Below are 23674 nucleotides of genomic sequence, written 5' to 3'. Positions count from 1 at the left end.
TTACTTGATCAGACCATCCAGCGGCGAAGAGGCGCTGGCATAGAGTTTTTTCGGCATGCGGCCGGCGAGGTAGGCCAGGCGGCCCGCGACGATCGCGTGTTGCATGGCTTGGGCCATCATCACCGGTTGCTGGGCGTGGGCGATGGCCGAGTTCATCAGCACCGCGTCACAGCCCAGCTCCATGGCGATGGTAGCGTCGGAAGCGGTACCGACACCGGCATCCACCAGCACCGGAATTTTCGCTTCTTCGAGGATGATCTGCAGGTTGTACGGGTTGCAGATCCCCAGACCGGAACCGATCAGACCGGCCAGCGGCATGACCGCGATGCAGCCGATTTCCGCCAGTTGCCGGGCGATGATCGGGTCATCACTGGTGTAAACCATCACGTCGAAGCCTTCCTTGACCAGCGTTTCTGCGGCCTTGAGGGTTTCGATCACGTTGGGGAACAGGGTTTTCTGGTCGGCCAGCACTTCCAGCTTCACCAGGTTGTGCCCATCGAGCAGCTCACGGGCCAGGCGGCAGGTGCGCACGGCTTCGATAGCGTCGTAGCAACCGGCGGTGTTCGGCAAAAAGGTGTAGCGATCCGGCGACAGCACGTCGAGCAGGTTCGGCTCACCTTCGATCTGGCCCAGATTAGTGCGGCGCACGGCGAAGGTGACGATTTCGGCACCCGAGGCTTCGATGGCCTGACGGGTTTCTTCCATGTCACGGTACTTGCCGGTACCGACCAGCAAACGCGACTGGTAAGTACGACCGGCCAGAACGAAAGGCTTGTCGCTACGAACGATGCTCATGGGGAATCCTCTTTAAGGGTGAGGGTCTTGCAGAATTCTGTGCCCTTGCGGACCCGGCGGCTAGCCGCCGCCGATGGCGTGCACCACTTCGACGTTATCGCCGTCGTTGAGCACGGTCTCGGCATGCTGGCTGCGTGGAACGATGTCCAGATTGAGTTCGACTGCCACCCGGCGTCCGGTCAGTTCCAGGCGGGTGATCAGGGCCGCAACGGTTTCACCGTCGGGCAGTTCAAGGGATTCGCCGTTCAACTGAATGCGCATGCGCCAGGCCGCCATCATTTTTAGGGGGTGGCATTCTAGCCCGATCATGACCTAAAGGTCAGCACCAAGCGTCAAGCGGTTATTGCAGGCGCCAGGCGGCCAGTCCAAGGCACAGCCAGCCGAGCAGAAACGCCAGACCGCCGAACGGGGTGATGATGCCGAGCTTGCTGATGCCGGTGGTGGTCAGCACATACAGACTGCCGGAGAACAACAGGATGCCGACGGCGAACGAGATACCGGCCCAGGTCACCAGACGCCCCTGAATCTGCGTGGCCAGCAGCGCAACGCCGAACAGCGCCAGGGTGTGCACCAGTTGATAGGTCACGCCGGTGTGGAAAATCGCCAGATACTCGGGGGTCAGGCGGCTCTTCAGGCCATGAGCGGCGAAGGCGCCCAGGCCCACACCGGTAAAACCAAAGAAAGCGGCCAGCATCAGAAAGCCACGCAGCATGTGGAACTCCAGTCAGACTCGTTCGGCAGGGTCTGTATAATGGCCCGCTCTATCGGTTCGGCCAAGCCATCTCTATGCTGCGTTCACTTTTGCGTCGTCTCACGAAGGCCCTGCTCTGGTTCGCGGGCGGCAGTGTATTGCTGGTGTTGCTGTTTCGCTTCGTGCCACCGCCGGGCACGGCGCTGATGGTCGAGCGCAAGATCGAATCCTGGGTCGACGGCGAGCCGATTGACCTGCAGCGCACCTGGAAGCCGTGGGACGAGATTTCCGACGACCTCAAGGTCGCGGTCATGGCCGGCGAAGACCAGAAATTTCCCGAGCACTGGGGCTTTGACTTCGGCGCGATCCAGGCTGCATTGGCCCACAACGAGCTCGGCGGTTCGATTCGCGGCGCCAGCACTTTGAGCCAGCAAGTCTCCAAGAACCTGTTTCTGTGGTCGGGCCGCAGTTATCTGCGCAAAGGCCTGGAGGCGTGGTTTACCGCACTGATCGAGGTGTTCTGGCCCAAGCAGCGGATTCTTGAGGTTTATCTGAACAGCGTCGAGTGGGACGACGGGGTGTTTGGTGCCGAAGCGGCGGCACGCCATCACTTTGGCGTGAGTGCCAAGTCGTTATCGCGGCAGCAGGCGAGTTATCTGGCGGCGGTGCTGCCCAACCCGCGAGTGTGGAGCGCCAGCCATCCTACGGCTTATGTGTCACGCCGGGCCGGGTGGATTCGGCAGCAGATGAGCCAGTTGGGCGGGACCAGCTATCTGCTGGGGCTCAACGATTCGCGCCGGGCGCCTTGGGCCGAATAACACAGAAGATCTCCTGTGGGAGCGGGCTTGCTCGCGAAAGCGGTGTGTCAGCTTGCATTGATGTCACTGATAAACCGCATTCGCGAGCAGGCTCGCTCCCACAAGGATTTGTGTTGAGCCAGAAATGAAAACGCCCCGATCATTGCTGATCGGGGCGTTTTTTATTGCCTGAGCGCCGGTTATGCGGCGATCGACAACTTGAGCTTGTTCATCGCGCTCTTCTCGAGCTGACGGATTCGCTCGGCCGACACGTTGTACTTCTGCGCCAGGTCGTGCAGCGTGGCTTTTTCTTCTGCCAGCCAGCGCTGGTAGAGGATGTCGCGGCTACGTTCGTCCAGCACTTCCAGCGCTTCGTGCAGGTTGTGGTTGGAGTTGTCGCTCCAGTCGGCATCTTCCAGTTGACGCGCCGGGTCGTACCGGTGGTCTTCCAGGTAGTTGGCCGGCGACTGGAAAGCACTGTCGTCATCGGCTTCAGCAGCCGGGTCGAAGGCCATGTCATGACCGGTCAGACGACTTTCCATCTCGCGCACTTCACGTGGTTCGACGCCAAGGCTTTCCGCCACACGGTGGACTTCCTCGTTGTTCAGCCACGCCAGACGTTTCTTCTGGCTGCGCAGGTTGAAGAACAGCTTGCGCTGGGCCTTGGTGGTCGCGACTTTCACAATGCGCCAGTTGCGCAGGATGAACTCGTGAATTTCCGCCTTGATCCAGTGCACGGCGAACGACACCAGACGCACACCCATTTCCGGGTTGAAGCGCTTCACGGCCTTCATCAGGCCGACGTTGCCTTCCTGGATCAGGTCAGCCTGAGCCAGACCGTAGCCGGAATAGCTACGGGCAATGTGTACGACAAAACGCAGGTGGGCGAGCACCATCTGCCGAGCCGCCCCCAAATCCTGCTCATAGTAGAGACTCTCGGCCAGTTCACGCTCCTGCTCCGGCGTCAGCAATGGAATGCTGTTGACGGTGTGCACATAGGCTTCCAGGTTCGCACCCGGAACCAACGCATACGCAGGTTGCAAAGAATTGGTCATGCGAAAAAACCTCCCACTTACATACTCGTGCCTCTCGGCACTGCGAAAAATTGACCGGGAATTCAAGTACAAGTTCCCAAAAAAACCGCAAGGTCAATCACGCGCAAAAAAGATTCTACTTCGGCGCCAGCTCCCTGAGATGACGTGCGACTGCAATCCATGCACCGATATAACCCAACAGCACCGCGCCAAGCAAGAGCGACAGACCGTCGGCAACTGGCACTCCGGCCAGCGCGAAATCACTGCCGTACAAACCGGCTAGTCCAACCACAGCGTCGTTCAGCCAGTTGAGGCCGAACGCCAGCACTCCCCAGGACAGAACACCCGCACCGAAGCCATACAACGCGCCCATATAAAGAAAGGGACGACGTACATAGCTGTCAGTGCCGCCGACGAGTTTAATCACTTCTATCTCTGTGCGGCGGTTTTCAATATGAAGACGAATGGTATTGCCTATCACCAAAAGTAATGCAGAAACCAGCAGCACCGTCAGACCGAAGACAAAACGATCACCGAGCTTGAGGATAGCGGCCAGACGCTCGACCCAGACTAGATCAAGTTGCGCCTGTTGTACCTTCGGCAGCTCGGAAAGTTTTTGTCTTAATGCTTCCAGCGTCGGCTTGTCGACTTCCTTCGGGGTCACCAGCACCACGCCCGGCAGCGGGTTTTCCGGCAGCTCGCGCAGGGCCTCGCCCAGACCGGACTGCTGCTGGAACTCCTCCAGCGCCTGATCACGGCCGACATATTCGGCATCAGCAACGCCGGGCATGCCTTTGATCTGCTCGCGCAACGCCTCACCCTGCGCGGGCGTGGCATCCAGCTGCAGGTACAGCGAAATCTGCGCCGCACGCTGCCACGAACCGCCGAGACGCTCGACGTTATTGATCAGCAGCGACAGGCCCATCGGCAGGCTCAACGCCACGGCCATCACCATGCAGGTGAAAAAGCTGCCGATCGGCTGCTTGCCGAGGCGACGCAGGCTGTCGAGCAGGCTGGCACGATGACTTTCGATCCACGAACGCAACAGCGTGGAAAAGTCCGGGCCGTCGTCATCGTCGTGCTTTTTCTTCTTTGGCGGCTGCGGATCGGCGGCTTTCGGGGCCACGCGCTCGGAAACCTTCGGACTGCGTGTCGCACTCATACGCCGGCCTCCCCGTCGCCGATCAATCGGCCGCGCTGCAAGGTCAGCATGCGGTGGCGCATACGCGCAATCAGGGCCAGGTCGTGACTGGCGATCAGCACGCTGGTGCCCAGCCGGTTGATGTCTTCGAACACGCCCATGATCTCGGCCGCCAGACGCGGGTCGAGGTTACCGGTCGGTTCGTCCGCCAGCAGCAGGGCCGGACGGTGCACGATGGCGCGGGCGATGCCGACGCGCTGTTGCTGACCGGTGGACAGGTCGCCCGGGTACAGATCGGTTTTATCCGACAACGCCACGCGCTCCAGCGCCGAATCGACGCGCTTGGCGATTTCGGCCTTGGACAAGCCGAGAATCTGCAGCGGCAGCGCGACGTTGTTGAACACCGTGCGATCGAACAGCAACTGGTGATTCTGGAACACCACGCCGATCTGCCGACGCAGGAACGGAATCTGCGCGTTGCTGATGGTGCTCAGATCCTGCCCGGCCAGCAGCAGTTTGCCGCTGGTCGGACGCTCCATCGCCAGCAACAGGCGCAACAGCGTGGACTTACCGGCACCGGAGTGACCGGTGACAAACAGAAACTCGCCACGACGGACTCGAAAGCTCAGCTCATGCAAGCCGACGTGACCGTTCGGGTAGCGTTTACCGACCTGTTCGAAACGAATCATGAACGCTCCCGCTCGGCAAACAGTGCCTGGACAAAGGGTTCGGCTTCAAAGGTACGCAGATCGTCGATGCCTTCACCGACGCCGATGTAGCGGATCGGCAGGCCAAACTGCTTGGCCAGGGCGAAAATCACCCCGCCCTTGGCGGTGCCGTCCAGCTTGGTCAGCGCCAGGCCGGTCAGTTCAACGGTCTGGTTGAATTGCTTGGCCTGGTTGATCGCGTTCTGACCGGTGCCGGCGTCGAGCACCAGCAGCACTTCGTGCGGCGCGTCGGCGTCGAGCTTGCCGATCACCCGGCGAACTTTCTTCAGCTCTTCCATCAGGTTGTCTTTGGTGTGCAGACGACCGGCGGTGTCGGCGATCAACACGTCGATGCCACGGGCCTTGGCGGCCTGCACGGCGTCGAAGATCACCGAAGCAGAGTCGGCGCCGGTGTGCTGGGCGATCACCGGGATCTTGTTGCGCTCGCCCCAGACCTGCAGCTGCTCGACGGCAGCGGCGCGGAAGGTGTCACCGGCGGCGAGCATGACTTTCTTGCCTTCCAGTTGCAGCTTCTTCGCCAGTTTGCCGATGGTGGTGGTCTTGCCAGCGCCATTGACGCCGACCACCAGAATCACGAACGGCTTGTTCTGCGAGGCAATTTTCAGCGGCTGCTCGACCGGCTTGAGCATCGCCGCCAGCTCGGCCTGCAACGACTTGTACAGCGCATCGGCGTCGGCCAGCTCTTTACGTGCGACCTTCTGGGTCAGACGCTGGATGATCTGGGTGGTGGCTTCGACACCGACGTCGGCGGTCAGCAGTCGGGTTTCCAGCTCATCGAGCAGGTCGTCATCGATGGTTTTACGGCCGAGAAACAGGCTGGCCATGCCCTCGCCGATGCTGGCGCTGGTTTTCGACAGGCCTTGCTTGAGGCGAGCGAAGAAGCCGACTTTGGTTTCTTCGCTGCGCGTCGCTTCGACTGGCGTTTCAGCAACCACTTCCACCGGCACAACCGGAGCAGCGACGACCGGTGCAGGTGCAGGTGCAGGTGCAGGTGCAGGTGCAGGTGCAGGTGCAGGTGCAGGCTCGGGCTGCTGAACGACCGGCGCAACAGGGGCAACGAACACCGGGGCCACCGGCTCGGCAACAACCGGCGCAGGCTCGACAACCGGCTCAACCACAGGCGCCGGAGCAACTTCAGGAACGAACGCGGCAGGCGCAGGAATCGGCGGCGTCACATGCGGCGCGGCCTCTTCGACCAAAGCCACCGGCTCTTCGGCCACCGGCAAGGTCAGCCACGGCTCGGCCGCCGGGGTCAGTGGCAGCTCGGCCGCCACCGGGGTTTCAGGTTCTGGCTCGGGCTCGACCGGTTGCAGCACCGGCTCGGCAATCGGCAGCACGATCGGCGCCGGCTCTGCTTCTATGACTGGCGCCGGGGCTGGCTCAGGAATCACGGGCGGCTGTTCGACGACGGGTTCCTGCGGTTTCTTACGCAGCCATCCGAACAGGCTTTTCTTCTCGCCAGCCGCAGCTGGGGTCTTCTTGTCGTCGTTGGAACCAAACATGGAGGACGGCTATCTCACGGTAGCGACGCGCCATAAGGGCGCCCCGGCAAATAAATATTCGATGCAGAACAGACTGTGTTTCATCCAGCTTGTTCACGCGCAACATTTTGTCGAGGCGCCAGCGGCACCTCAAAGAATCGTATAAACGAAGGACTAAACCGGCAAAATCGGCGAAAAAGCGAAGTCTAGTCGATAAACCGCAGCTTTCTGCCGCAAACCCATACAGCCGGTTCAGGCCTGAAAACCTGATAGGCGTGGTCGCCGGTAAAACGGATCAGTATCCTAGCACCCTCTCGCCCGCCGACGCTAAGACCAAGCGGGCAGCCCAACAGGTTAAAAAACGAATGAATGCTCTAGCCCGCCGCGCTGCAGGCCTGCTGCTCAGCACAGTCTGCCTGCCCCTTTCGGCCCTGGCGGCCGACCCGCAACCGACCCACGAATTCACCCTCGACAACGGCCTGAAGGTCGTCGTGCGCGAAGACCATCGCGCGCCGGTGGTGGTGTCGCAGGTCTGGTACAAGGTCGGTTCCAGCTACGAAACCCCGGGCCAGACCGGCCTGTCCCACGCGCTCGAGCACATGATGTTCAAGGGCAGCGAGAAAGTCGGCCCCGGCGAAGCCTCGTTGATCCTGCGCGACCTTGGCGCCGAAGAAAACGCCTTCACCAGCGACGATTTCACCGCGTATTACCAGGTGCTGGCCCGCGACCGTCTGGGCGTAGCGTTCGAACTGGAAGCCGACCGCATGGCCAATCTGCGCCTGCCGGCTGACGAGTTCGCCAAGGAAATCGAAGTCATCAAGGAGGAGCGTCGCCTGCGCACCGACGACAAGCCGATGTCCAAGGCTTACGAGCGCTACAAGGCGATGGCTTACCCGGCCAGCGGCTACCACACGCCGACCATCGGCTGGATGGCCGACCTCGATCGGATGAAGGTCGAAGAGCTGCGCCACTGGTATCAGTCCTGGTATGTGCCAAACAACGCCACGCTGGTAGTGGTCGGCGACGTCACCCCCGATGAAGTGAAGACCCTCGCCCAACGCTACTTCGGGCCGATTGCCAAGCGCGAGGTGCCGCCAGCGAAGAAGCCACTGGAACTGGCCGAACCCGGTGAGCGCCAGATCACCCTGCATGTGCAGACTCAACTGCCCAGCCTGATGCTCGGTTTCAACGTGCCCAGCATCGCCACCGCTGAAGACAAGCGCTCGGTCAACGCCCTGCGCCTGATCTCGGCGTTGCTCGACGGCGGCTACAGCGGGCGCATCCCGACGCAACTGGAGCGCGGCGAAGAGCTGGTTTCCGGCGGTTCGTCGAGCTACGACGCCTACACCCGTGGCGACAGCCTGTTCACCCTGTCGGCGACGCCGAACACGCAGAAGAACAAGACCATGGCGCAAGCTGAAGCCGGTCTGTGGAAACTGCTGGAACAGCTGAAAACCACCGCACCGTCCGCCGAAGAACTGGAGCGCGTGCGTGCGCAAGTGATCGCCGGTCTGGTGTTCGAACGTGACTCGATCACCAGCCAGGCCACCGCCATCGGCCAGCTGGAAACGGTCGGTCTGTCGTGGAAGTTGATGGACACCGAACTCGCCGATCTGGAAAGCGTGACCCCGCAAGACATCCAGAACGCCGCCAAGCTGTATTTCACCCGCGAACGTCTCAGCGTCGCCCATGTCCTGCCACTGGAGACGACTCATGAGTGAGCGTAAAACCCCGCGCCTGTTGCTCGGCCTGATCGCCATCGCTGTGATCGGCTCTGCCGCGTTCTATCTGATGCCCGGCGTTAAAACCGACGCCAGTGAAGCACTGGACAACGCCAAGTCCAGCCAGAAGCTGCAATCGCTGGCCGAACTCGATGGCAAGGCCCCGGCCAGCCGCAAGCTCGACGTGCAGACCTGGAACACCGCCGAAGGGGCCAAGGTGCTGTTCGTCGAAGCCCATGAGCTGCCGATGTTCGACATGCGCCTGATCTTCGCCGCGGGCAGCAGCCAGGACGGCAATGCGCCGGGCCTGGCAATCCTGACCAACGCCATGCTCAACGAGGGCGTGGCGGGCAAGGACGTTGGCGCCATCGCCCAGGGCTTCGAAAGCCTCGGGGCGGATTTCGGCAACGGCGCCTACAAGGACATGGCGCTGGCTTCGCTGCGCAGTCTGAGTGCCGCCGACAAGCGCGAGCCGGCGCTGAAGCTGTTCTCCGATGTGGTGGGCAAACCGACCTTCCCGGCCGATTCCTTCGCGCGCATCAAGAACCAGATGCTCGCCGGTTTCGAATACCAGAAACAGAACCCCGGCAAACTCGCCAGCCTCGAGCTGATGAAGCGTTTGTACGGCGACCACCCGTATGCGCATTCCAGCGACGGTAATGCGCAGAGCGTGCCGAAGATCACTCTGGCGCAACTGCGTGAGTTCCACGCCAAGGCCTACGCGGCCGGCAACGTGGTGATCGCGCTGGTCGGTGACTTGTCTCGCGCCGAGGCCGAGGCGATTGCCAATCAGGTCTCCTCTGCCCTGCCGAAAGGCCCGGCACTGGCGAAGATCGCTCAGCCGCAGGAACCGAAAGCCAGCATCAATCACATCGAGTTCCCGTCCAAGCAGACCAACCTGTTGCTCGCGCAACTGGGCATCGACCGTGACGACCCGGATTACGCGGCGCTGTCGATGGGTAACCAGATCCTCGGTGGCGGCGGTTTCGGCACCCGCCTGATGAGCGAAGTGCGCGAGAAGCGCGGCCTGACCTATGGCGTGTATTCGGGTTTCAGCCCGATGCAGGCTCGCGGCCCGTTCATGATCAACCTGCAGACTCGCGCGGAAATGAGCGAGGGCACCCTGAAACTGGTGCAGGACGTGCTCGCCGATTACCTGAAGACCGGCCCGACCCAGAAAGAACTCGATGATGCCAAACGCGAACTGGCCGGCAGCTTCCCGCTGTCCACCGCGAGCAACGCCGATATCGTCGGCCAGCTGGGCGCCATGGGTTTCTATAATCTGCCGCTGAGCTATCTGGATGACTTCATGCGTCAGTCCCAGAGCCTGACCGTCGAACAGGTCAAAGACGCGATGAACAAACATCTGAGCACGGACAAACTGGTCATCGTCAGCGCTGGCCCGACCGTGCCGCAAAAGCCGTTACCGGCCCCATCTGATAAACCTGCCGAGCAACCGCTCGGGGTTCCGGAGCATTAATGGCTACTCGCCCTAAAAAACCTGCGCAGAACGTCCACAACGGTGTGAACCAGCTGCGCATCATCGGCGGCGAATGGCGCAGCCGCAAACTGAGCTTCCCCGATGCACCCGGCCTGCGCCCGACACCGGATCGCGTGCGCGAAACCCTGTTCAACTGGCTCGCGCCGTATGTGGCCGGGGCCAAGGTGCTGGATCCGTTCGCCGGCAGCGGCGCGCTGTTTCTGGAGGCATTGTCCCGCGGCGCGGCCATGGGCCAGGCGCTGGATGCCAGCAACGTTGCGGTATCGAGCCTGAAGGAACACCTCGGCACCCTGCGCTGCACCAACGGCCAGGTGCAGACCGCCGACGCGCTGCGTTATCTGGAAACCCAGGTCGCCACGCCGTTCGATCTGGTATTTCTCGATCCGCCGTTCAACCAGAATCTGTTGCCAGCCGTCTGCACTTTGCTGGAAGAACGCCAATGGCTGGCGCCGGATTCGTGGATCTACACTGAAAGCGAGACCGCGCCTTCGACGCTGGGCCTGCCGGGCAACTGGCGCCTGCACCGCGAGCAGAAATCCGGGCGGGTGTACTACGCGTTGTGGCAACGTATGGCAGTCAACTGAACGTATTGAACAACCCTGTGGCGAGGGAGCTTGCTCCCGCTGGACTGCGCAGCAGTCCCAAAAAAGGGCCGCTTCGCGCCCCAGCGGGAGCAAGCTCCCTCGCCACAAAAGGTGTGTGCACTCTGGAAACTGAACGCTTCATCCCCGCCTTCGGCCTCGGCAATCCGCACCTGCAAACCTTGTGGGGGCCGCTGTGGCGCAAAACCGTCCACCTTGATCGCCAGCGCGAACGCCTGTGGCTGGACGACGGGGACTTCCTCGACCTCGACTGGCATGGTCCGCACAGCGCCGACGCGCCGCTGGTGCTGGTATTGCACGGGTTGACCGGTTCTTCCAATTCGCCCTACGTCGCCGGAATTCAGGCCGCCCTCGCCGCACAAGGCTGGGCCAGTGTCGCGCTGAACTGGCGCGGCTGCTCCGGTGAACCCAATCTGCTACCGCGCAGCTACCACTCCGGTGCCAGCGAAGACCTCGCCGAAGCCATCCAACACTTGCGTGCCAAACGCCCGCTGGCGCCGCTGTATGCGGTCGGTTATTCCCTCGGCGGCAATGTGTTGCTCAAGCATCTGGGCGAGACCGGCAGCGACAGCGGCGTGCTCGGTGCGGTGGCAGTGTCGGTGCCGTTTCGTCTTGATCAGTGTGCGGACCGGATCGGTCAGGGTTTCTCCAAGGTCTATCAGGCGCATTTCATGCGCGAGATGGTCGCCTACATCAAGAACAAGCAACGGCAGTTCCAGCACGACGGGCGCGAGGATGGCCTGGCAGCTCTGGCGGCGCTCGGCTCGCTGGAGAACATGCGGACTTTCTGGGACTTCGATGGCCGGGTCACCGCGCCGCTGCACGGTTTTACCGATGCCGAGGATTACTATCGCCGGGCGTCGAGTCGCTACTTTCTCGGCGAGATCCGCACCCCGTCCCTGATCATTCAAGCCGCTGACGATCCGTTCGTGTTCCCCCACAGCCTGCCGACGACCGAGGAGTTGTCCGCCACCACGCAGTTCGAGCTGCAGGCCAAGGGTGGGCATGTCGGGTTTGTCGATGGCACGTTGCGCCAGCCCGGTTACTACCTGGAACGGCGCATCCCGCAATGGTTGGCCCGTGTGACGTCATGAGCGACCAGGGCGAGTCGATCCGTTTCTGGCAGACCGCGCCACTGGCCGGGGTCGAGTTGCTGTCGGCGCGCTACATCGAGCATCGCTTCGCCCCGCATGTCCACGACGGTTATGTGATCGGCATGATCATGGCCGGTGCCCAGCGTTATCGCTATCGCGGTGCCGAACACCTGGCCGGCAGCGGCACGCTGGTGCTGATCAACCCGGACGAATTGCACACCGGGCACAAGGGTACCGAGGACGGCTGGCTGTACCGGGCGTTTTATCCCGACACCGGAAAGATCGTTTCACTGCTCGAAGAACTGGAACTGCCCACCGCGCCGATGCCGGCGTTTGGCGCGACGCTGTATCGCGACCCGGATCTGGTCAACGGTTTCTGTCATCTGCATCGCTTACTGGAAAGCCCCGCCACCGCGCTGCAACAGCAAACGGTATGGCGCGAGATTATGATGCTGCTGTTGCAGCGGCATGCGGCGGTGCAGATCAACGGTAAACCGGGCAAGGAACACCGCGCGGTGGTGATGGCCAAGGAGTTGCTGCATGCGCAACTCGCTGCGCCGCCGTCGCTGGAAGAGCTGGCGGCCGCAGTGAATCTGTCGCCCTTCCACTTCGCCCGGGTATTCCGCCGCGCCACCGGCATGCCACCGCACACCTGGCTGATGCAGCAGCGCATCGCCACGGCCCGGGGTTTATTGCAGCACGGTTGCCTGCCGGTGGAAGTCGCCATGCAGTTGGGCTTTGCCGACCAGAGTCATCTGAGCCGGCAGTTCAAGCAGGTGTATGGCGTGGGGCCGGCGGCGTATCGCAGTGCCCGACAACCTGTTAGCGGCGATTAACCCCTGTGGGAGCGGGCTTGCTCGCGAAAGCGGTGTTTCGGCACACATCATGGTTGACTGACACACAGCTTTCGCGAGCAAGCCCGCTCCCACAAGGGTGATTTGTGGTGGTTATTCGCCCGTGGCGATGCCCCGAGAAGGCTCGTTGATCCACTCACTCCACGACCCGGCATACAGCGACCCCAGCGGATACCCCGCCAGGCATAACGCGAACAGGTTGTGACACGCCGTCACCCCGGAGCCGCAATAGGCGACCAGTTCCGCAGGTGAACGCTCGCCGAGTTTTGCGGCAAAGCGCTGCTTGAGCTGCTCCGCCGGCAGGAATCGCCCGTCGCTGCCGAGGTTTTCGGTAAACGCTGCGCATTGCGCGCCGGGAATGTGCCCGGCAATCGGGTCGATCGGCTCCACCTCACCCTTGAAGCGCGGCAAGGCCCGGGCGTCGAGCAACGTCAGCGCTGACTGGCCGAGGCGCTTCTGCAATTGCTCGGCACTCAGCAGCAGGTTCATGTCCGGCTGCCCGCTGAAGTTGCCCCGGGTGACCGATGGCGCATCCAGGCTCAGCGGCAGACCCGCCGCGTGCCAGGCCTTGAGCCCGCCGTCGAGAATGAATACGCCGTCGCGCTTGCCCAGCCACGCCAGCAACCACCAGGCGCGGGCCGCATAGGCACCGGGGCCGTCGTCGTACAAAACCACATCGCTGTCGGCATTGATGCCCCACGCCTGCAGACGCTCGATCAGCACCGCCGGCTCAGGCAGCGGGTGACGTCCGGTGACGCCTTTGATCACCTTGCCGCTCAGGTCACGCTCAAGGTCGGCGAAGCGGGCGCCGGCGATGTGCCCTTCGGCATAGCTGCGCTGCCCGTAGTCCGGGTCTTCGAGGGCAAAACGACAATCGAGAATCACCAGCCCCGGCTGCTCCTTGCGGGCATCCAGTGCATTCGGGCTGAGCAGTTGCGCAATCGGCATAACGGACTCCTGTGAGCGACTTCGAAATGGTTTAGCGCCCTTCCTCGAGGGCCTGGGCCAGCGGCACGTAGAACTCGTCGAACAAGGCATTCACCTCTTCGCGCGCCTGATCAGTGACGAATCCGGCTTCCAGCACCAGCACCTGATACACGCCACGCTTGATGGCCTGTTCGCTGAGGTGATTGGAGTTTTCCCGGGTGGTGCACAGAAAGCGCACCCACGAGGTGAGGATGATCCAGGCATTGATCGTCAGGGATTCGATCTGCACCCGATCCATCTTGAGGATGCCGGCGGCGACGAAGCCCTCGTAGATCGCCATGCCCTGAATCACGCAGCGCTGGGAAAAGCGCCGGTAGCGCGCAGCCAGGTCCGGGTCGCTGTCGAGCAGGTGCTCGAGATCCCGATGCAGAAAGCGGTAGCCCCACATCGCCGACAGCAGTTCCTTGAGGTAATAGCGCTTGTCTTCGACGGTGGCGGCACGCCCCTGCGGCGGGCGCAGAAAGCTGTCCACAAGCGTCTCGTACTCACTGAACAGCACGGCGATGATCGCCTGCTTGTTCGGGAAGTGGTAGTACAGATTGCCCGGAGAAATCTCCATGTGGGCGGCGATGTGATTGGTGCTGATGCTGCGCTCGCCCTGCTGATTGAACAGTTCGAGGCTGTTCTGCACGATGCGCTCGCTGGTTTTTATTCGTGGGGCCATGGCTTGAGCTTTAATTCAGAGTGCGGTGAGGAGCATCTTACGACCTAACCGGAATGGGATAAAACAAAGCTGTGTCGGGAAGTCATTTGACTTTCTAGAGCATAGACTCTAGAAAGTCATCACTACAATAAATCCGGAGCCGACGATGACTGCCGACATTGCTTATCTGCAAACGCTGCAACAGCCCCTGGAAGAGCTGGATCGGCTGTTCGCGGCACAGCGCGCCGCCTATGCCGCCAACCCGATGCCGCCGGCAGATCAGCGCCAGCAATGGCTCAAGGCGTTGCGCGACTTGCTCAGTAATGAGCGGCAGGCGCTGGTCGAGGCCATCAGCGCGGATTTCAGTCATCGCAGCGCCGATGAAACCCTGCTCGCCGAACTGATGCCCAGCCTGCACGGGATCCATTACGCCAGCCGCCACCTCAAGGGCTGGATGAAGTCGTCGCGACGCAAAGTCGGCATGGCCTTTCAGCCAGCGTCGGCGAAAGTCGTGTACCAGCCGCTTGGCGTGGTCGGCATCATCGTTCCGTGGAACTACCCGTTGTATCTGGCCATTGGCCCACTGGTCGGCGCGCTGGCAGCGGGCAACCGGGTGATGCTCAAGCTCAGCGAATCGACCCCGGCCACCGGCCAGTTGCTCAAGACCCTGCTGGGACGGATTTTCCCCGAAGATCTGGTCTGCGTGGTGCTCGGCGAGGCCGACATCGGCGTGGCGTTCTCCCGCCTGCGTTTTGATCACCTGCTGTTCACCGGCGCCACCAGCATCGGCAAACACGTGATGCGCGCTGCGGCGGAAAACCTGACTCCGGTGACTCTCGAACTGGGCGGCAAGTCCCCGGCCATCGTCTCTCGCGACGTGCCGCTCAAGGACGCCGCCGAACGCATCGCCTTCGGTAAAACCCTGAATGCCGGGCAGACCTGCGTCGCCCCCGATTACGTGCTGGTGCCGCAAGACCGCGTCGGCGCGTTCGTCGAAGCCTATCGTCAGGTGGTCAACAGTTTCTATCCAACCCTCGCCGACAACCCGGACTACACCGCGATCATCAACGAGCGCCAACTGGCCCGGCTCAACGGTTATGTCAGCGACGCCACGAGCAAGGGCGCGCTGCTGATCCCGCTGTTCGAACAAGGCCAGGGCCGGCGCATGCCGCACAGCCTGCTGCTCAATGTCACTGACGAGATGACCGTGATGCAGGACGAAATCTTCGGCCCGTTGCTGCCGATCGTGCCGTATCAGGATCTGGATCAGGCGTTTGCCTACATCAATCAGCGCCCGCGTCCTCTGGCGCTTTACTACTTTGGCTACGACAAGCGCGAGCAGAACCGCGTGCTGCACGAAACCCACTCCGGCGGCGTGTGCCTGAACGACACCCTGCTGCACGTGGCGCAAGACGACATGCCGTTCGGCGGCATCGGCCCGTCAGGCATGGGCCATTACCACGGCCACGAAGGCTTCCTGACCTTCAGCAAGGCCAAGGGCGTATTGATCAAACAGCGTTTCAACGCGGCGAAGCTGATCTACCCGCCGTACGGCAAATCGATTCAGAAACTGATCCAGAAGCTGTTCATCCGCTAATCGTCGTCACCGCCGGGTAATAACAACAATGCACCCAAGCCTGACCGAAACACCTGCCCTGTCGCGCCGTGGCCTGCTGAAATTCAGCCTCGGCGCCACCGCGTTCCTCGCCACCGCTGGCCTTGGCGCGAGCCTCAGTGGCTGTTCATCGAGTGTCGCGGCCAACGGCTTCGTCACTTTGCGCGACGGCGACCTGCTATTTCTGCGCGCACTGATTCCGGTGATGCTCGAAGGCGCCGTGGCCGCCGAGAAAATGCCCGGTGCGGTGGATGGCACCCTGAAGTCGCTGGACTACAGCCTCGATCACCTGTCGCCGGAAATGCTCAAGCTCACCCGGCAATTGTTCGATGTGCTCGGCATGGCGGTCACCCGTGGCCCGCTCACGGGCATTTGGGGCAGTTGGGAAAACGCCAGTCCCGAGGCGCTGCGCCACTTCCTCGAGCGCTGGCAGAACAGTTCATTGAGCCTGCTGCGCATGGGCCACAGCTCATTGCAGCAGATGGTGATGATGGCCTGGTACACCCGCGCCGAGTCCTGGGGCCATTGCGGTTATCCCGGCCCGCCTGCTGTTTGAAACCGAGTCGCACCCTTCGCGAGCAGGCTCGCTCCCACATTTGCAATGCGATTCCCCTGTGGGAGCGGGCTTGCTCGCGAAGAGGCCCGCAAGAACAACAAAAACAAGAGAACCTGATCCATGCCCGTACCCGACCCGTTCCGCGAAGGCCTCGCCCGTGGCTGGAAAACCTACAACGGCGCACAACTGACCGGTGACCTGACGCTGCAAGCCGACGTGGCGATCATCGGCAGCGGTGCCGGTGGCGGCACCACGGCAGAAATCCTCAGCGTCGCCGGTTACAAAGTGCTGCTGATCGAAGAAGGCCCGCTCAAGACCAGTTCCGACTTCAAGATGCTCGAAGACCAGGCCTACAGCAGCCTCTATCAGGAAGGCATCGGCCGCATGAGCAAGGACGGCGCGATCACCATCCTCCAGGGCCGTGCGGTCGGTGGCACCACGCTGATCAACTGGACCTCGAGTTTCCGCACGCCCGAGCCGACCCTCGAACACTGGGCCAAGGAGCACAACGTCAAAGGCCACAGCCCGGCCGAGATGGCGCCGTGGTTCGAAAAAATGGAACAGCGCCTCGGCGTCGCGCCATGGATGGTGCCGCCCAACGCCAACAACGACGTGATCCGCAAGGGCTGCGAGCAACTCGGCTACAGCTGGCACGTGATCCCGCGCAACGTCCGTGGCTGCTGGAACCTTGGCTATTGCGGCATGGGCTGCCCGACCAACGCCAAGCAATCGATGCTGGTCACGACCATCCCGGCGACGCTGGAAAAGGGTGGCGAGTTGCTGTACCTGGCCCGTGCGGAAAAGCTGTTGATCAGCGGCGACAAGATCACCGACCTGCAATGCGTGGCGATGGACGAACGCTGCGTCGCGCCGACCGGCCACACCATCACGGTCAAGGCCCGGCACTACGTGCTGGCCGGCGGCGGCATCAACAGCCCGGCCCTGCTGCTGCGTTCGGACGCGCCAGACCCGCATCAGCGCCTCGGCAAACGCACGTTCCTGCATCTGGTGAACATGTCCGCCGGGCGTTTCGACGAGGTGATCAACCCGTTCTACGGCGCGCCACAGTCGATCTACTCGGATCATTTCCAGTGGAAGGACGGCACCAGCGGGCCGATGGGCTACAAACTCGAAGTGCCACCGCTGCAACCGGCACTGGCCGCGACCTTGCTCGGCGGCTTCGGCCAGCAGAACGCCGAACACATGGCCGACCTGCCGCACACCCACGCGATGCTCGCGTTGCTGCGCGACGGTTTCCACCCGGACAGCCCCGGTGGCAGTGTCGAATTGCGCGGCGACGGTTCGCCAGTGCTCGACTATCAAGTCTCGCCTTACGCCTGGGAAGGCTTGCGCCGCGCCTTTCACAGCATGGCCGAGATCCAGTTTGCCGGCGCCGCCAAAGCCGTGATGCCGATGCACGCCGATGCGCGCTACGTGAAAACCCTGGCCGAAGCCCGCACTTTGATCGACAGTTTGAGCCTTGAGCTGTACCGCACGCGCCTGGGCAGTGCCCACGTGATGGGCGGTTGTGCGATGGGCGAAGAGCCGAAAAACGCGGTCACCGACAGCCTCGGCCGGCATCATCAACTGAGCAATCTGTCGATTCACGACGGCTCGCTGTTCCCCACCAGCATTGGCGCCAACCCGCAATTGTCGGTGTATGGGCTGACTGCACAATTGGCGACGTCCCTCGCTGATCGGCTGAGAAATCCGTGAAAAAACCGGTTTATCGCGTCGTCTATAGTGCTTTCTTACCCAACAGGCGACTTGGCCGACCGGGACGGCTGCGATACCATCCGACTCCCCAACGGACTCCCGCCAGGACGACGCGATGAACCGAGTGTTGTACCCAGGTACCTTCGACCCTATTACCAAGGGCCATGGCGATCTGGTCGAACGCGCCTCGCGCCTGTTCGATCACGTGATCATTGCGGTCGCCGCCAGCCCGAAGAAAAATCCGCTGTTCCCGCTGGAACAACGGGTTGAGCTGGCTCGCGAGGTCACCAAACACCTGCCCAACGTCGAAGTGGTCGGCTTCTCGACGCTGCTGGCGCATTTCGCCAAGGAGCAGAACGCCAATGTGTTCCTGCGTGGCCTGCGTGCGGTGTCGGACTTCGAATACGAATTCCAGTTGGCCAACATGAACCGCCAACTGGCCCCGGACGTCGAGAGCCTGTTTCTCACCCCGTCCGAGCGTTATTCGTTCATTTCCTCGACGCTGGTGCGGGAAATCGCCGCGCTGGGCGGCGATATCAGCAAGTTCGTGCACCCGGCCGTGGCCGATGCCCTGACGCTGCGCTTTAAAAAGTAGGAACTGCCGCAGGCTGCGATCTTGGCTTTTGATTTCAGCCCTTGATCGCAGCCGCGTGCACTGCGCTCGCCAATGCGGCACAATTGCGCGCATTGATTTATAGCGCCCGGGCCTGCCGCCCCGGCTGGAGTTAGCATGTCCCTGATCATCACCGACGATTGCATCAACTGCGACGTCTGCGAACCCGAGTGCCCGAACGCCGCCATTTCTCAAGGCGAAGAGATCTATGTGATCGACCCGAACCTGTGCACCCAGTGCGTCGGCCACTACGACGAACCGCAGTGCCAGCAGGTCTGCCCGGTGGATTGCATTCCACTGGACGAGGCGCATCCGGAGACTGAAGAACAGTTGATGGAGAAGTACCGCAAGATCACCGGCAAGGCCTGATCCGGCAATTTTGTAGCGCTCTTTCGGGCCTCTTCGCGAGCAAGCCCGCTCCCACAGTTGGAATGCATTTCAATGGTGGGAGCGGGCTTGCTCGCGAAAGGGCCATCAGCAACACCACACCATCCTGATCAGCTCACTCGCGCTGTTCGAACCCCTCCCCCGTACACCCCAAACAGCGCACAAACGCCGCTTTCGCCGGATCCACCACCAGCGCCTGTCCCGCATCGCCCACCCCGCCACCCAGCGCGGTAAACGGCAATGACACCACAAACACCCCCGCACCCAGCACCGTTGCCACCACCAATAAAGGTCGGGCAATCAGCAAATCGCCGATCATGGCGTAGGCGGGAGGGTTCTGGATGGTGTAGCGCGGATCACCGCTGCCGTTTTCCGTGGCCTGAACGGCCAGGCTGGAACACAGCAGCAGTGCTGCAAACAGGACTTGCAAGGACTTCATGGCACGATCCTTCGGGCTGAACAGTGAGACAACTCACTATAGACCGTAGGACTTTTTCAGATTTTTGCCTCAGGTCTGGCAACGCGGACAGAACACACTGGCCCGTTGACCCAGCTTCACTTCGCGCAGGCCGGTGCCGCAGACCTTGCAGTGCTCACCGCCGCGACCATAGACAAACAGTTCCTGCTGGAAGTAGCCGGGCTGCCCGTCGCCGCCGATGAAATCCCGCAACGTGGTGCCGCCGCGCTCGATGGCTGCAGCGAGAATCCGTTTGATCTCGATCGCCAGCTTCAGATAACGCGCCCGGGAGATGCTTTTGGCTTCGCGGCGCGGATCGATCCCGGCAGCGAACAGCGCTTCGGTCGCGTAAATGTTGCCGACACCCACCACCACCGCGTTGTCCATGATGAACGGCTTGACCGCCATCGAACGCCCGCGCGACAACTGGAACAGGCGCTCGCCGTCGAACAGATCGGTCAATGGCTCCGGCCCGAGGCGAATCAGCAGTTCGTGATTGAGCGGGTCGGTACTCCACAGCATCGCGCCGAAACGGCGTGGATCGGTGTAGCGCAGCGCCAGACCGGATTCCAGCTCGATATCGACGTGCTCGTGCTTGAGCGCCGGCAACCCGACCTCCACCAACCGCAAGTTGCCCGACATGCCCAGGTGACTGATCAGCGTGCCGACCTCGGCATTGATCAACAGGTACTTGGCCCGCCGTTCGACCAGCACGATGCGCTGCCCGGACAGGCGCACATCGAGGTCTTCAGGGATCGGCCAGCGCAGCCGGCGGTCACGCACGATCACCCGGCTGACGCGCTGGCCTTCAAGGTGCGGGGCAATACCCCGGCGGGTGGTTTCGACTTCCGGCAGTTCAGGCATGGTGTCCTCGAATCAATGCGCGCCGAGGTCGCGGATCGTTTGTTTGAGGGTTTCGAAGTCGTAATCCGACAGGCCGACGTAATCGAGCACCAGCGGCCCGACAGCGTTCCATTCGAAGTCTTCGGTCTGATTGCCCAGCACCCGGTAAGACGCGCAGATGTGCTCGGCCATCTTCAGGATCGCCAGCAGGTTTTTCAGCTGGCTGTTGCGTGACGACTCGTCGCTGAAGATCGCCAAGGCGTTGTGGTGATTGGCAATCGCCGCGCTGACGTGCTCCGGCAGGCGCCACGACTTGGCGGTGTAGTAACCGACCACGGCGTGGTTGGTATTGAACTCGCTGTTTTCGGTGTCCACCACCCGGCACTCGGCGCTGGCATTGGCATAGGCCTTTTCCAGCACCGACATGTAATTGGGGAAACGCTGCAGCATCAACGGCACGCCACAGTCATGGAACAGACCCAAGGCATAGGCTTCATCACCGGCCTGGGTGCCGATGCGCTTGGCCAGGGTCAGGCAGGTCATCGCCACGTCCTGAGCGGTGTCCCAGAAGCGGTTGAGGGTGACGATGGTGTCGTCGTTCATCTCGCCCTTGATCGACTGCGCGTTGATCAGGTTGATGATCGAGCGGCTGCCCAACAGGTTCACCGCACGCTGGATCGAGGTGATCTTGTTGCTCAGGCCGTAATACGGCGAGTTGACGATTTTCAGCAGCGAGCCGGACAGGCCTGGGTCCTGGGAGATCAGCTTGGCGATCACCTCCAGGTCCGGGTCGGGCATGTACTGCTCCATTTGCAGATCCACCATGATCTGCGGCTGCGCCGGCACACTGATGCCTTGCAGGGATTGTTGAATCTGTTCGGTGGTCAGCTCTTGGGACATAAGTACACACTCTGGGACAGGCGGCGATTCTAACCTCTAAAAACCGCACGACGACACACCAGTGGGCATTTGTCAGGAACTTTCATTCCCGCTCAGGCTTCGGACTTTGTAATGCCGACCGGACACTCAAGCACCGGCTCGGCGGCAATTTCCCGCAGACTCAGGAGCTTAATCATGGCTAATTCCCTCAGCGGCAAGCGTGTCGCCATTTTGGTAACAGACGGTTTCGAACAGGTCGAACTGACCGGGCCCAAGCAAGCACTGGAGCAGGCCGGCGCCCAGGTCGACATCCTCTCGGCCGAGGCCGGCAAGGTCAAAGGCTGGAACCACGACAAACCGGCAGATGACTTCAAGGTCGATCAGACCTTTCAAGGCGCCAGCAGCGAGCAGTACGACGCGATCGTCCTGCCAGGTGGCGTGCAGAACTCCGACACCATCCGCATCGATCAGGATGCCCAGCATCTGGTCAAGACCGGCGCCTCCGCCGGCAAACCGATCGCGGTGATCTGCCACGGCAGCTGGCTGCTGATTTCCGCCGGGCTGGTCAACGGCAAGACCCTGACCAGCTACAAGACACTCAAGGACGATCTGGTGAATGCCGGGGCCAACTGGGTCGACAAGGAAGTGGTCAAGGACGGTCATCTGATCAGCAGCCGTCAGCCGGACGATATTCCAGCTTTCAACAAAGAACTGATCGACGCGCTGTCGGCCTGACGCGCCTCTGTGGCGAGGGAGCTTGCTCCCGCTCGGCTGCGCAGCAGTCGCAAGCCCTGCCAACCGGTTCTTCCTGATGAATCGAGTTGCATGAATTGGGGCCGCTTCGCAGCCCGGCGGGAGCAAGCTCCCTCGCCACATGTCCAGCGCTGAACCTGCACGCGCATCAACACGGTATACTCCCGCTCTTTTTCCGGAGCGACGTCATGTCCCTGCCTAGCCTGCGCCTCAAAGCCAACGCCGACCGTCGCCTGCGCAACGGCCACTTGTGGGTCTACAGCAACGAAATCGATGTGGCCGCCACGCCACTGCACGGCTTCAAGGCCGGCGATCAGGCGATCCTCGAAGCCGCTGGCGGCAAGCCGCTGGGCGTCGTCGCGATGAGCCCGAACAACCTGATCTGCGCTCGCCTGTTGTCGCGCGACATCAAGCTGCCTCTGGACAAATCGCTGCTGGTGCATCGTCTGAACGTGGCCCTGTCGCTGCGCGAGCGCCTGTTCGACAAGCCGTTCTACCGCCTGGTGTACGGCGATTCCGACCTGCTGCCGGGTCTGGTGGTCGACCGTTTCGGCGACATCCTCGTGGTGCAGATTGCCTCGGCAACCATGGAAGCGCACAAAGATGACGTGATCGCTGCACTGACCCAAGTGCTCAAGCCAAGCGGCATCCTGTTCAAGAACGACTCCGCCGCCCGTGACGCCGAAGGCCTCAACCGCTACGTCGAAACCGTGTTCGGTCTGGTGCCGGAGTGGGTCGCGCTGGAAGAGAACGGCGTGAAGTTTGAAGCGCCGGTGATTGGCGGCCAGAAAACCGGCTGGTTCTACGACCACCGCATGAACCGCGCCCGCCTGGCTCCCTATGCCAAAGGCAAACGCGTGCTCGACCTCTATAGCTACATCGGTGGCTGGGGCGTGCAGGCTGCAGCGTTCGGCGCCAGCGAAGTGTTCTGCGTCGACGCATCGGGCTTCGCCCTAGACGGTGTCGAGCGTAACGCCGCACTGAACGGCTTCGCCGACAAGATGACCTGCATCGAAGGCGACGTCTTCGAAGCCTTGAAAGAACTCAAGGCCAGCGAAGAACGTTTCGACGTGATCGTTGCCGACCCGCCGGCGTTCATCAAACGCAAGAAAGACATGAAAAACGGTGAAGGCGCCTACCGTCGCTTGAACGAGCAAGCCATGCGCCTGCTCACCAAGGACGGCATTCTGGTCAGCGCTTCGTGCTCCATGCACCTGCCGGAAGATGATCTGCAGAACATCCTGCTGACCAGCGCCCGTCACCTGGATCGCAACATCCAGTTGCTGGAACGTGGTGGTCAAGGCCCGGATCACCCGGTACACCCGGCCATCGCCGAGACCCGCTACATCAAGAGCATCACCTGCCGTCTGCTGCCGAACAGCTGATTGGCCATGAAACGGGGAGCCTGCGGGCTTCCCGTTTGCTTACGGCGATGCAATGTCGTCGAATTCCTTGGCTTTTTCCTACAACCAACTTCCTACATGTACGCAGGACATTTCCCTGCGCATTAAATTTTAAGAATTAAAACTTACAAGCCCGCCCGTGCAGCATGCCCGCTCCGACAAAATTAATAGAAATTTCCTACCCAAGTATCGCTTGCCAATAATTCATTACAACCTATTATTAAGTTGTCACCACGACGGTGACATTCACTCTCAATGAACAAGGAGTTCATACTTATGAAAGCAATTACTCTGGAAACCAACAAAATCGCAAACCTGGCCTTCCTGGTTGCGCCTAAAGCCCGCTAAGTGAGCCAGAACGCTGGGGAGTGCCGGCACCCCAG

At 61.7% G+C, this 23674-nt stretch carries 25 protein-coding genes; 13 read left to right on the top strand and 12 right to left on the bottom strand.

The window, feature by feature from the left end; all coding sequences use genetic code 11:
• The 3 genes from M0814_RS12045 to M0814_RS12035 all read right to left on the bottom strand — a co-directional run bounded on the left by M0814_RS12045 (nt 1) and on the right by M0814_RS12035 (nt 1507).
• Nucleotides 1-795: a thiazole synthase gene (locus M0814_RS12045; protein ID WP_047297148.1), complete on the bottom strand. Its 795-nt coding sequence runs from the start codon at nt 793-795 to the stop codon at nt 1-3.
• Nucleotides 796-855: 60 nt separating this feature from the next.
• A complete protein-coding gene (gene thiS / locus M0814_RS12040; protein WP_177434703.1) occupies nt 856-1056 on the bottom strand; it encodes a sulfur carrier protein ThiS in 201 nt (66 codons plus the stop codon).
• A gap of 79 nt (nt 1057-1135) precedes the next feature.
• Nucleotides 1136-1507, bottom strand: coding sequence for a DUF423 domain-containing protein (locus tag M0814_RS12035; RefSeq protein ID WP_103484289.1), 372 nt, complete (start codon nt 1505-1507; stop codon nt 1136-1138).
• 74 nt (nt 1508-1581) lie between these two features.
• Between M0814_RS12035 and mtgA the strand changes: the two genes are divergently transcribed.
• Nucleotides 1582-2304 carry a monofunctional biosynthetic peptidoglycan transglycosylase gene (mtgA, locus tag M0814_RS12030; RefSeq protein WP_003229145.1) on the top strand — a complete coding sequence of 241 codons (723 nt, stop codon included), beginning with the start codon at nt 1582-1584 and terminating at the stop codon, nt 2302-2304.
• Between the two features lie 179 nt (nt 2305-2483).
• Here mtgA and rpoH read toward each other — a convergent pair whose 3' ends face one another.
• The 4 genes from rpoH to ftsY form a co-directional block, all read right to left on the bottom strand.
• Nucleotides 2484-3338 (bottom strand): RNA polymerase sigma factor RpoH, encoded by an 855-nt coding sequence (gene rpoH / locus M0814_RS12025; protein WP_003229146.1) that lies wholly within the window; start codon nt 3336-3338, stop codon nt 2484-2486.
• Nucleotides 3339-3453: 115 nt separating this feature from the next.
• Nucleotides 3454-4479, bottom strand: a complete 1026-nt coding sequence (gene ftsX / locus M0814_RS12020) for a permease-like cell division protein FtsX (protein ID WP_003229147.1) — start codon at nt 4477-4479, stop codon at nt 3454-3456.
• Entirely contained in the window at nt 4476-5147 is a 672-nt protein-coding gene (ftsE, locus tag M0814_RS12015; protein WP_003229148.1) for a cell division ATP-binding protein FtsE, read from the bottom strand. The genes ftsX and ftsE overlap by 4 nt, the downstream gene beginning before the upstream one ends.
• Nucleotides 5144-6688: a signal recognition particle-docking protein FtsY gene (gene ftsY, locus M0814_RS12010; RefSeq protein WP_103484290.1), complete on the bottom strand. Its 1545-nt coding sequence runs from the start codon at nt 6686-6688 to the stop codon at nt 5144-5146. The genes ftsE and ftsY overlap by 4 nt, the downstream gene beginning before the upstream one ends.
• Before the next feature lie 344 nt (nt 6689-7032).
• Here ftsY and M0814_RS12005 point away from each other — a divergent pair, with 344 nt between their 5' ends.
• From M0814_RS12005 to M0814_RS11985, 5 genes are all read left to right on the top strand, one after another.
• Nucleotides 7033-8388, top strand: a complete 1356-nt coding sequence (locus M0814_RS12005) for a pitrilysin family protein (RefSeq protein WP_103484291.1) — start codon at nt 7033-7035, stop codon at nt 8386-8388.
• On the top strand, nt 8381-9868 hold the full coding sequence (locus M0814_RS12000; RefSeq protein ID WP_103484292.1) for a pitrilysin family protein: 1488 nt from the start codon (nt 8381-8383) through the stop codon (nt 9866-9868). The genes M0814_RS12005 and M0814_RS12000 overlap by 8 nt, the downstream gene beginning before the upstream one ends.
• Nucleotides 9868-10473 (top strand): 16S rRNA (guanine(966)-N(2))-methyltransferase RsmD, encoded by a 606-nt coding sequence (rsmD, locus tag M0814_RS11995; protein ID WP_083367657.1) that lies wholly within the window; start codon nt 9868-9870, stop codon nt 10471-10473. The genes M0814_RS12000 and rsmD overlap by 1 nt, the downstream gene beginning before the upstream one ends.
• Before the next feature lie 113 nt (nt 10474-10586).
• Entirely contained in the window at nt 10587-11585 is a 999-nt protein-coding gene (locus tag M0814_RS11990) for a hydrolase (protein ID WP_103484293.1), read from the top strand.
• Entirely contained in the window at nt 11582-12421 is an 840-nt protein-coding gene (locus tag M0814_RS11985; RefSeq protein ID WP_103484294.1) for an AraC family transcriptional regulator, read from the top strand. The genes M0814_RS11990 and M0814_RS11985 overlap by 4 nt, the downstream gene beginning before the upstream one ends.
• A gap of 111 nt (nt 12422-12532) precedes the next feature.
• On the opposite strand, the gene M0814_RS11980 is transcribed toward M0814_RS11985, so the two are convergent.
• Nucleotides 12533-13387 (bottom strand): sulfurtransferase, encoded by an 855-nt coding sequence (locus M0814_RS11980; RefSeq protein WP_103484295.1) that lies wholly within the window; start codon nt 13385-13387, stop codon nt 12533-12535.
• A 31-nt stretch (nt 13388-13418) separates the two neighbouring features.
• Nucleotides 13419-14090, bottom strand: coding sequence for a TetR/AcrR family transcriptional regulator (locus M0814_RS11975; RefSeq protein ID WP_027610562.1), 672 nt, complete (start codon nt 14088-14090; stop codon nt 13419-13421).
• 145 nt (nt 14091-14235) lie between these two features.
• Between M0814_RS11975 and M0814_RS11970 the strand changes: the two genes are divergently transcribed.
• The 5 genes from M0814_RS11970 to M0814_RS11950 all read left to right on the top strand — a co-directional run bounded on the left by M0814_RS11970 (nt 14236) and on the right by M0814_RS11950 (nt 18938).
• Nucleotides 14236-15666: a coniferyl aldehyde dehydrogenase gene (locus tag M0814_RS11970; RefSeq protein ID WP_103484296.1), complete on the top strand. Its 1431-nt coding sequence runs from the start codon at nt 14236-14238 to the stop codon at nt 15664-15666.
• 28 nt (nt 15667-15694) lie between these two features.
• Complete coding sequence (locus tag M0814_RS11965) at nt 15695-16240, top strand: twin-arginine translocation pathway signal protein (protein ID WP_103484297.1); 546 nt, start codon at nt 15695-15697, stop codon at nt 16238-16240.
• Between the two features lie 120 nt (nt 16241-16360).
• Nucleotides 16361-17956: a GMC family oxidoreductase gene (locus M0814_RS11960; RefSeq protein ID WP_103484298.1), complete on the top strand. Its 1596-nt coding sequence runs from the start codon at nt 16361-16363 to the stop codon at nt 17954-17956.
• Between the two features lie 115 nt (nt 17957-18071).
• Nucleotides 18072-18551 carry a pantetheine-phosphate adenylyltransferase gene (coaD, locus tag M0814_RS11955; RefSeq protein WP_003229157.1) on the top strand — a complete coding sequence of 160 codons (480 nt, stop codon included), beginning with the start codon at nt 18072-18074 and terminating at the stop codon, nt 18549-18551.
• 135 nt (nt 18552-18686) lie between these two features.
• Nucleotides 18687-18938, top strand: a complete 252-nt coding sequence (locus M0814_RS11950) for a YfhL family 4Fe-4S dicluster ferredoxin (RefSeq protein WP_003195146.1) — start codon at nt 18687-18689, stop codon at nt 18936-18938.
• 133 nt (nt 18939-19071) lie between these two features.
• On the opposite strand, the gene M0814_RS11945 is transcribed toward M0814_RS11950, so the two are convergent.
• The 3 genes from M0814_RS11945 to M0814_RS11935 form a co-directional block, all read right to left on the bottom strand.
• Nucleotides 19072-19395 (bottom strand): multidrug transporter, encoded by a 324-nt coding sequence (locus M0814_RS11945; protein WP_096795774.1) that lies wholly within the window; start codon nt 19393-19395, stop codon nt 19072-19074.
• A 69-nt stretch (nt 19396-19464) separates the two neighbouring features.
• Nucleotides 19465-20277, bottom strand: coding sequence for a bifunctional DNA-formamidopyrimidine glycosylase/DNA-(apurinic or apyrimidinic site) lyase (gene mutM / locus M0814_RS11940; protein WP_003229159.1), 813 nt, complete (start codon nt 20275-20277; stop codon nt 19465-19467).
• 12 nt (nt 20278-20289) lie between these two features.
• Nucleotides 20290-21102, bottom strand: coding sequence for an HDOD domain-containing protein (locus tag M0814_RS11935; protein WP_177434710.1), 813 nt, complete (start codon nt 21100-21102; stop codon nt 20290-20292).
• A 228-nt stretch (nt 21103-21330) separates the two neighbouring features.
• Here M0814_RS11935 and M0814_RS11930 point away from each other — a divergent pair, with 228 nt between their 5' ends.
• Nucleotides 21331-21870, top strand: coding sequence for a type 1 glutamine amidotransferase domain-containing protein (locus M0814_RS11930; protein ID WP_103484299.1), 540 nt, complete (start codon nt 21331-21333; stop codon nt 21868-21870).
• A gap of 206 nt (nt 21871-22076) precedes the next feature.
• Nucleotides 22077-23273 (top strand): class I SAM-dependent rRNA methyltransferase, encoded by a 1197-nt coding sequence (locus M0814_RS11925; protein WP_103484300.1) that lies wholly within the window; start codon nt 22077-22079, stop codon nt 23271-23273.
• Nucleotides 23274-23674 lie beyond the last annotated feature (401 nt).

The organism is Pseudomonas sp. MWU12-2020 (assembly GCF_023100605.1).
Taxonomy (GTDB): Bacteria; Pseudomonadota; Gammaproteobacteria; order Pseudomonadales; family Pseudomonadaceae; genus Aquipseudomonas; species Aquipseudomonas fluorescens_H.
This window is presented reverse-complemented; position numbering and strand designations above follow the sequence as displayed.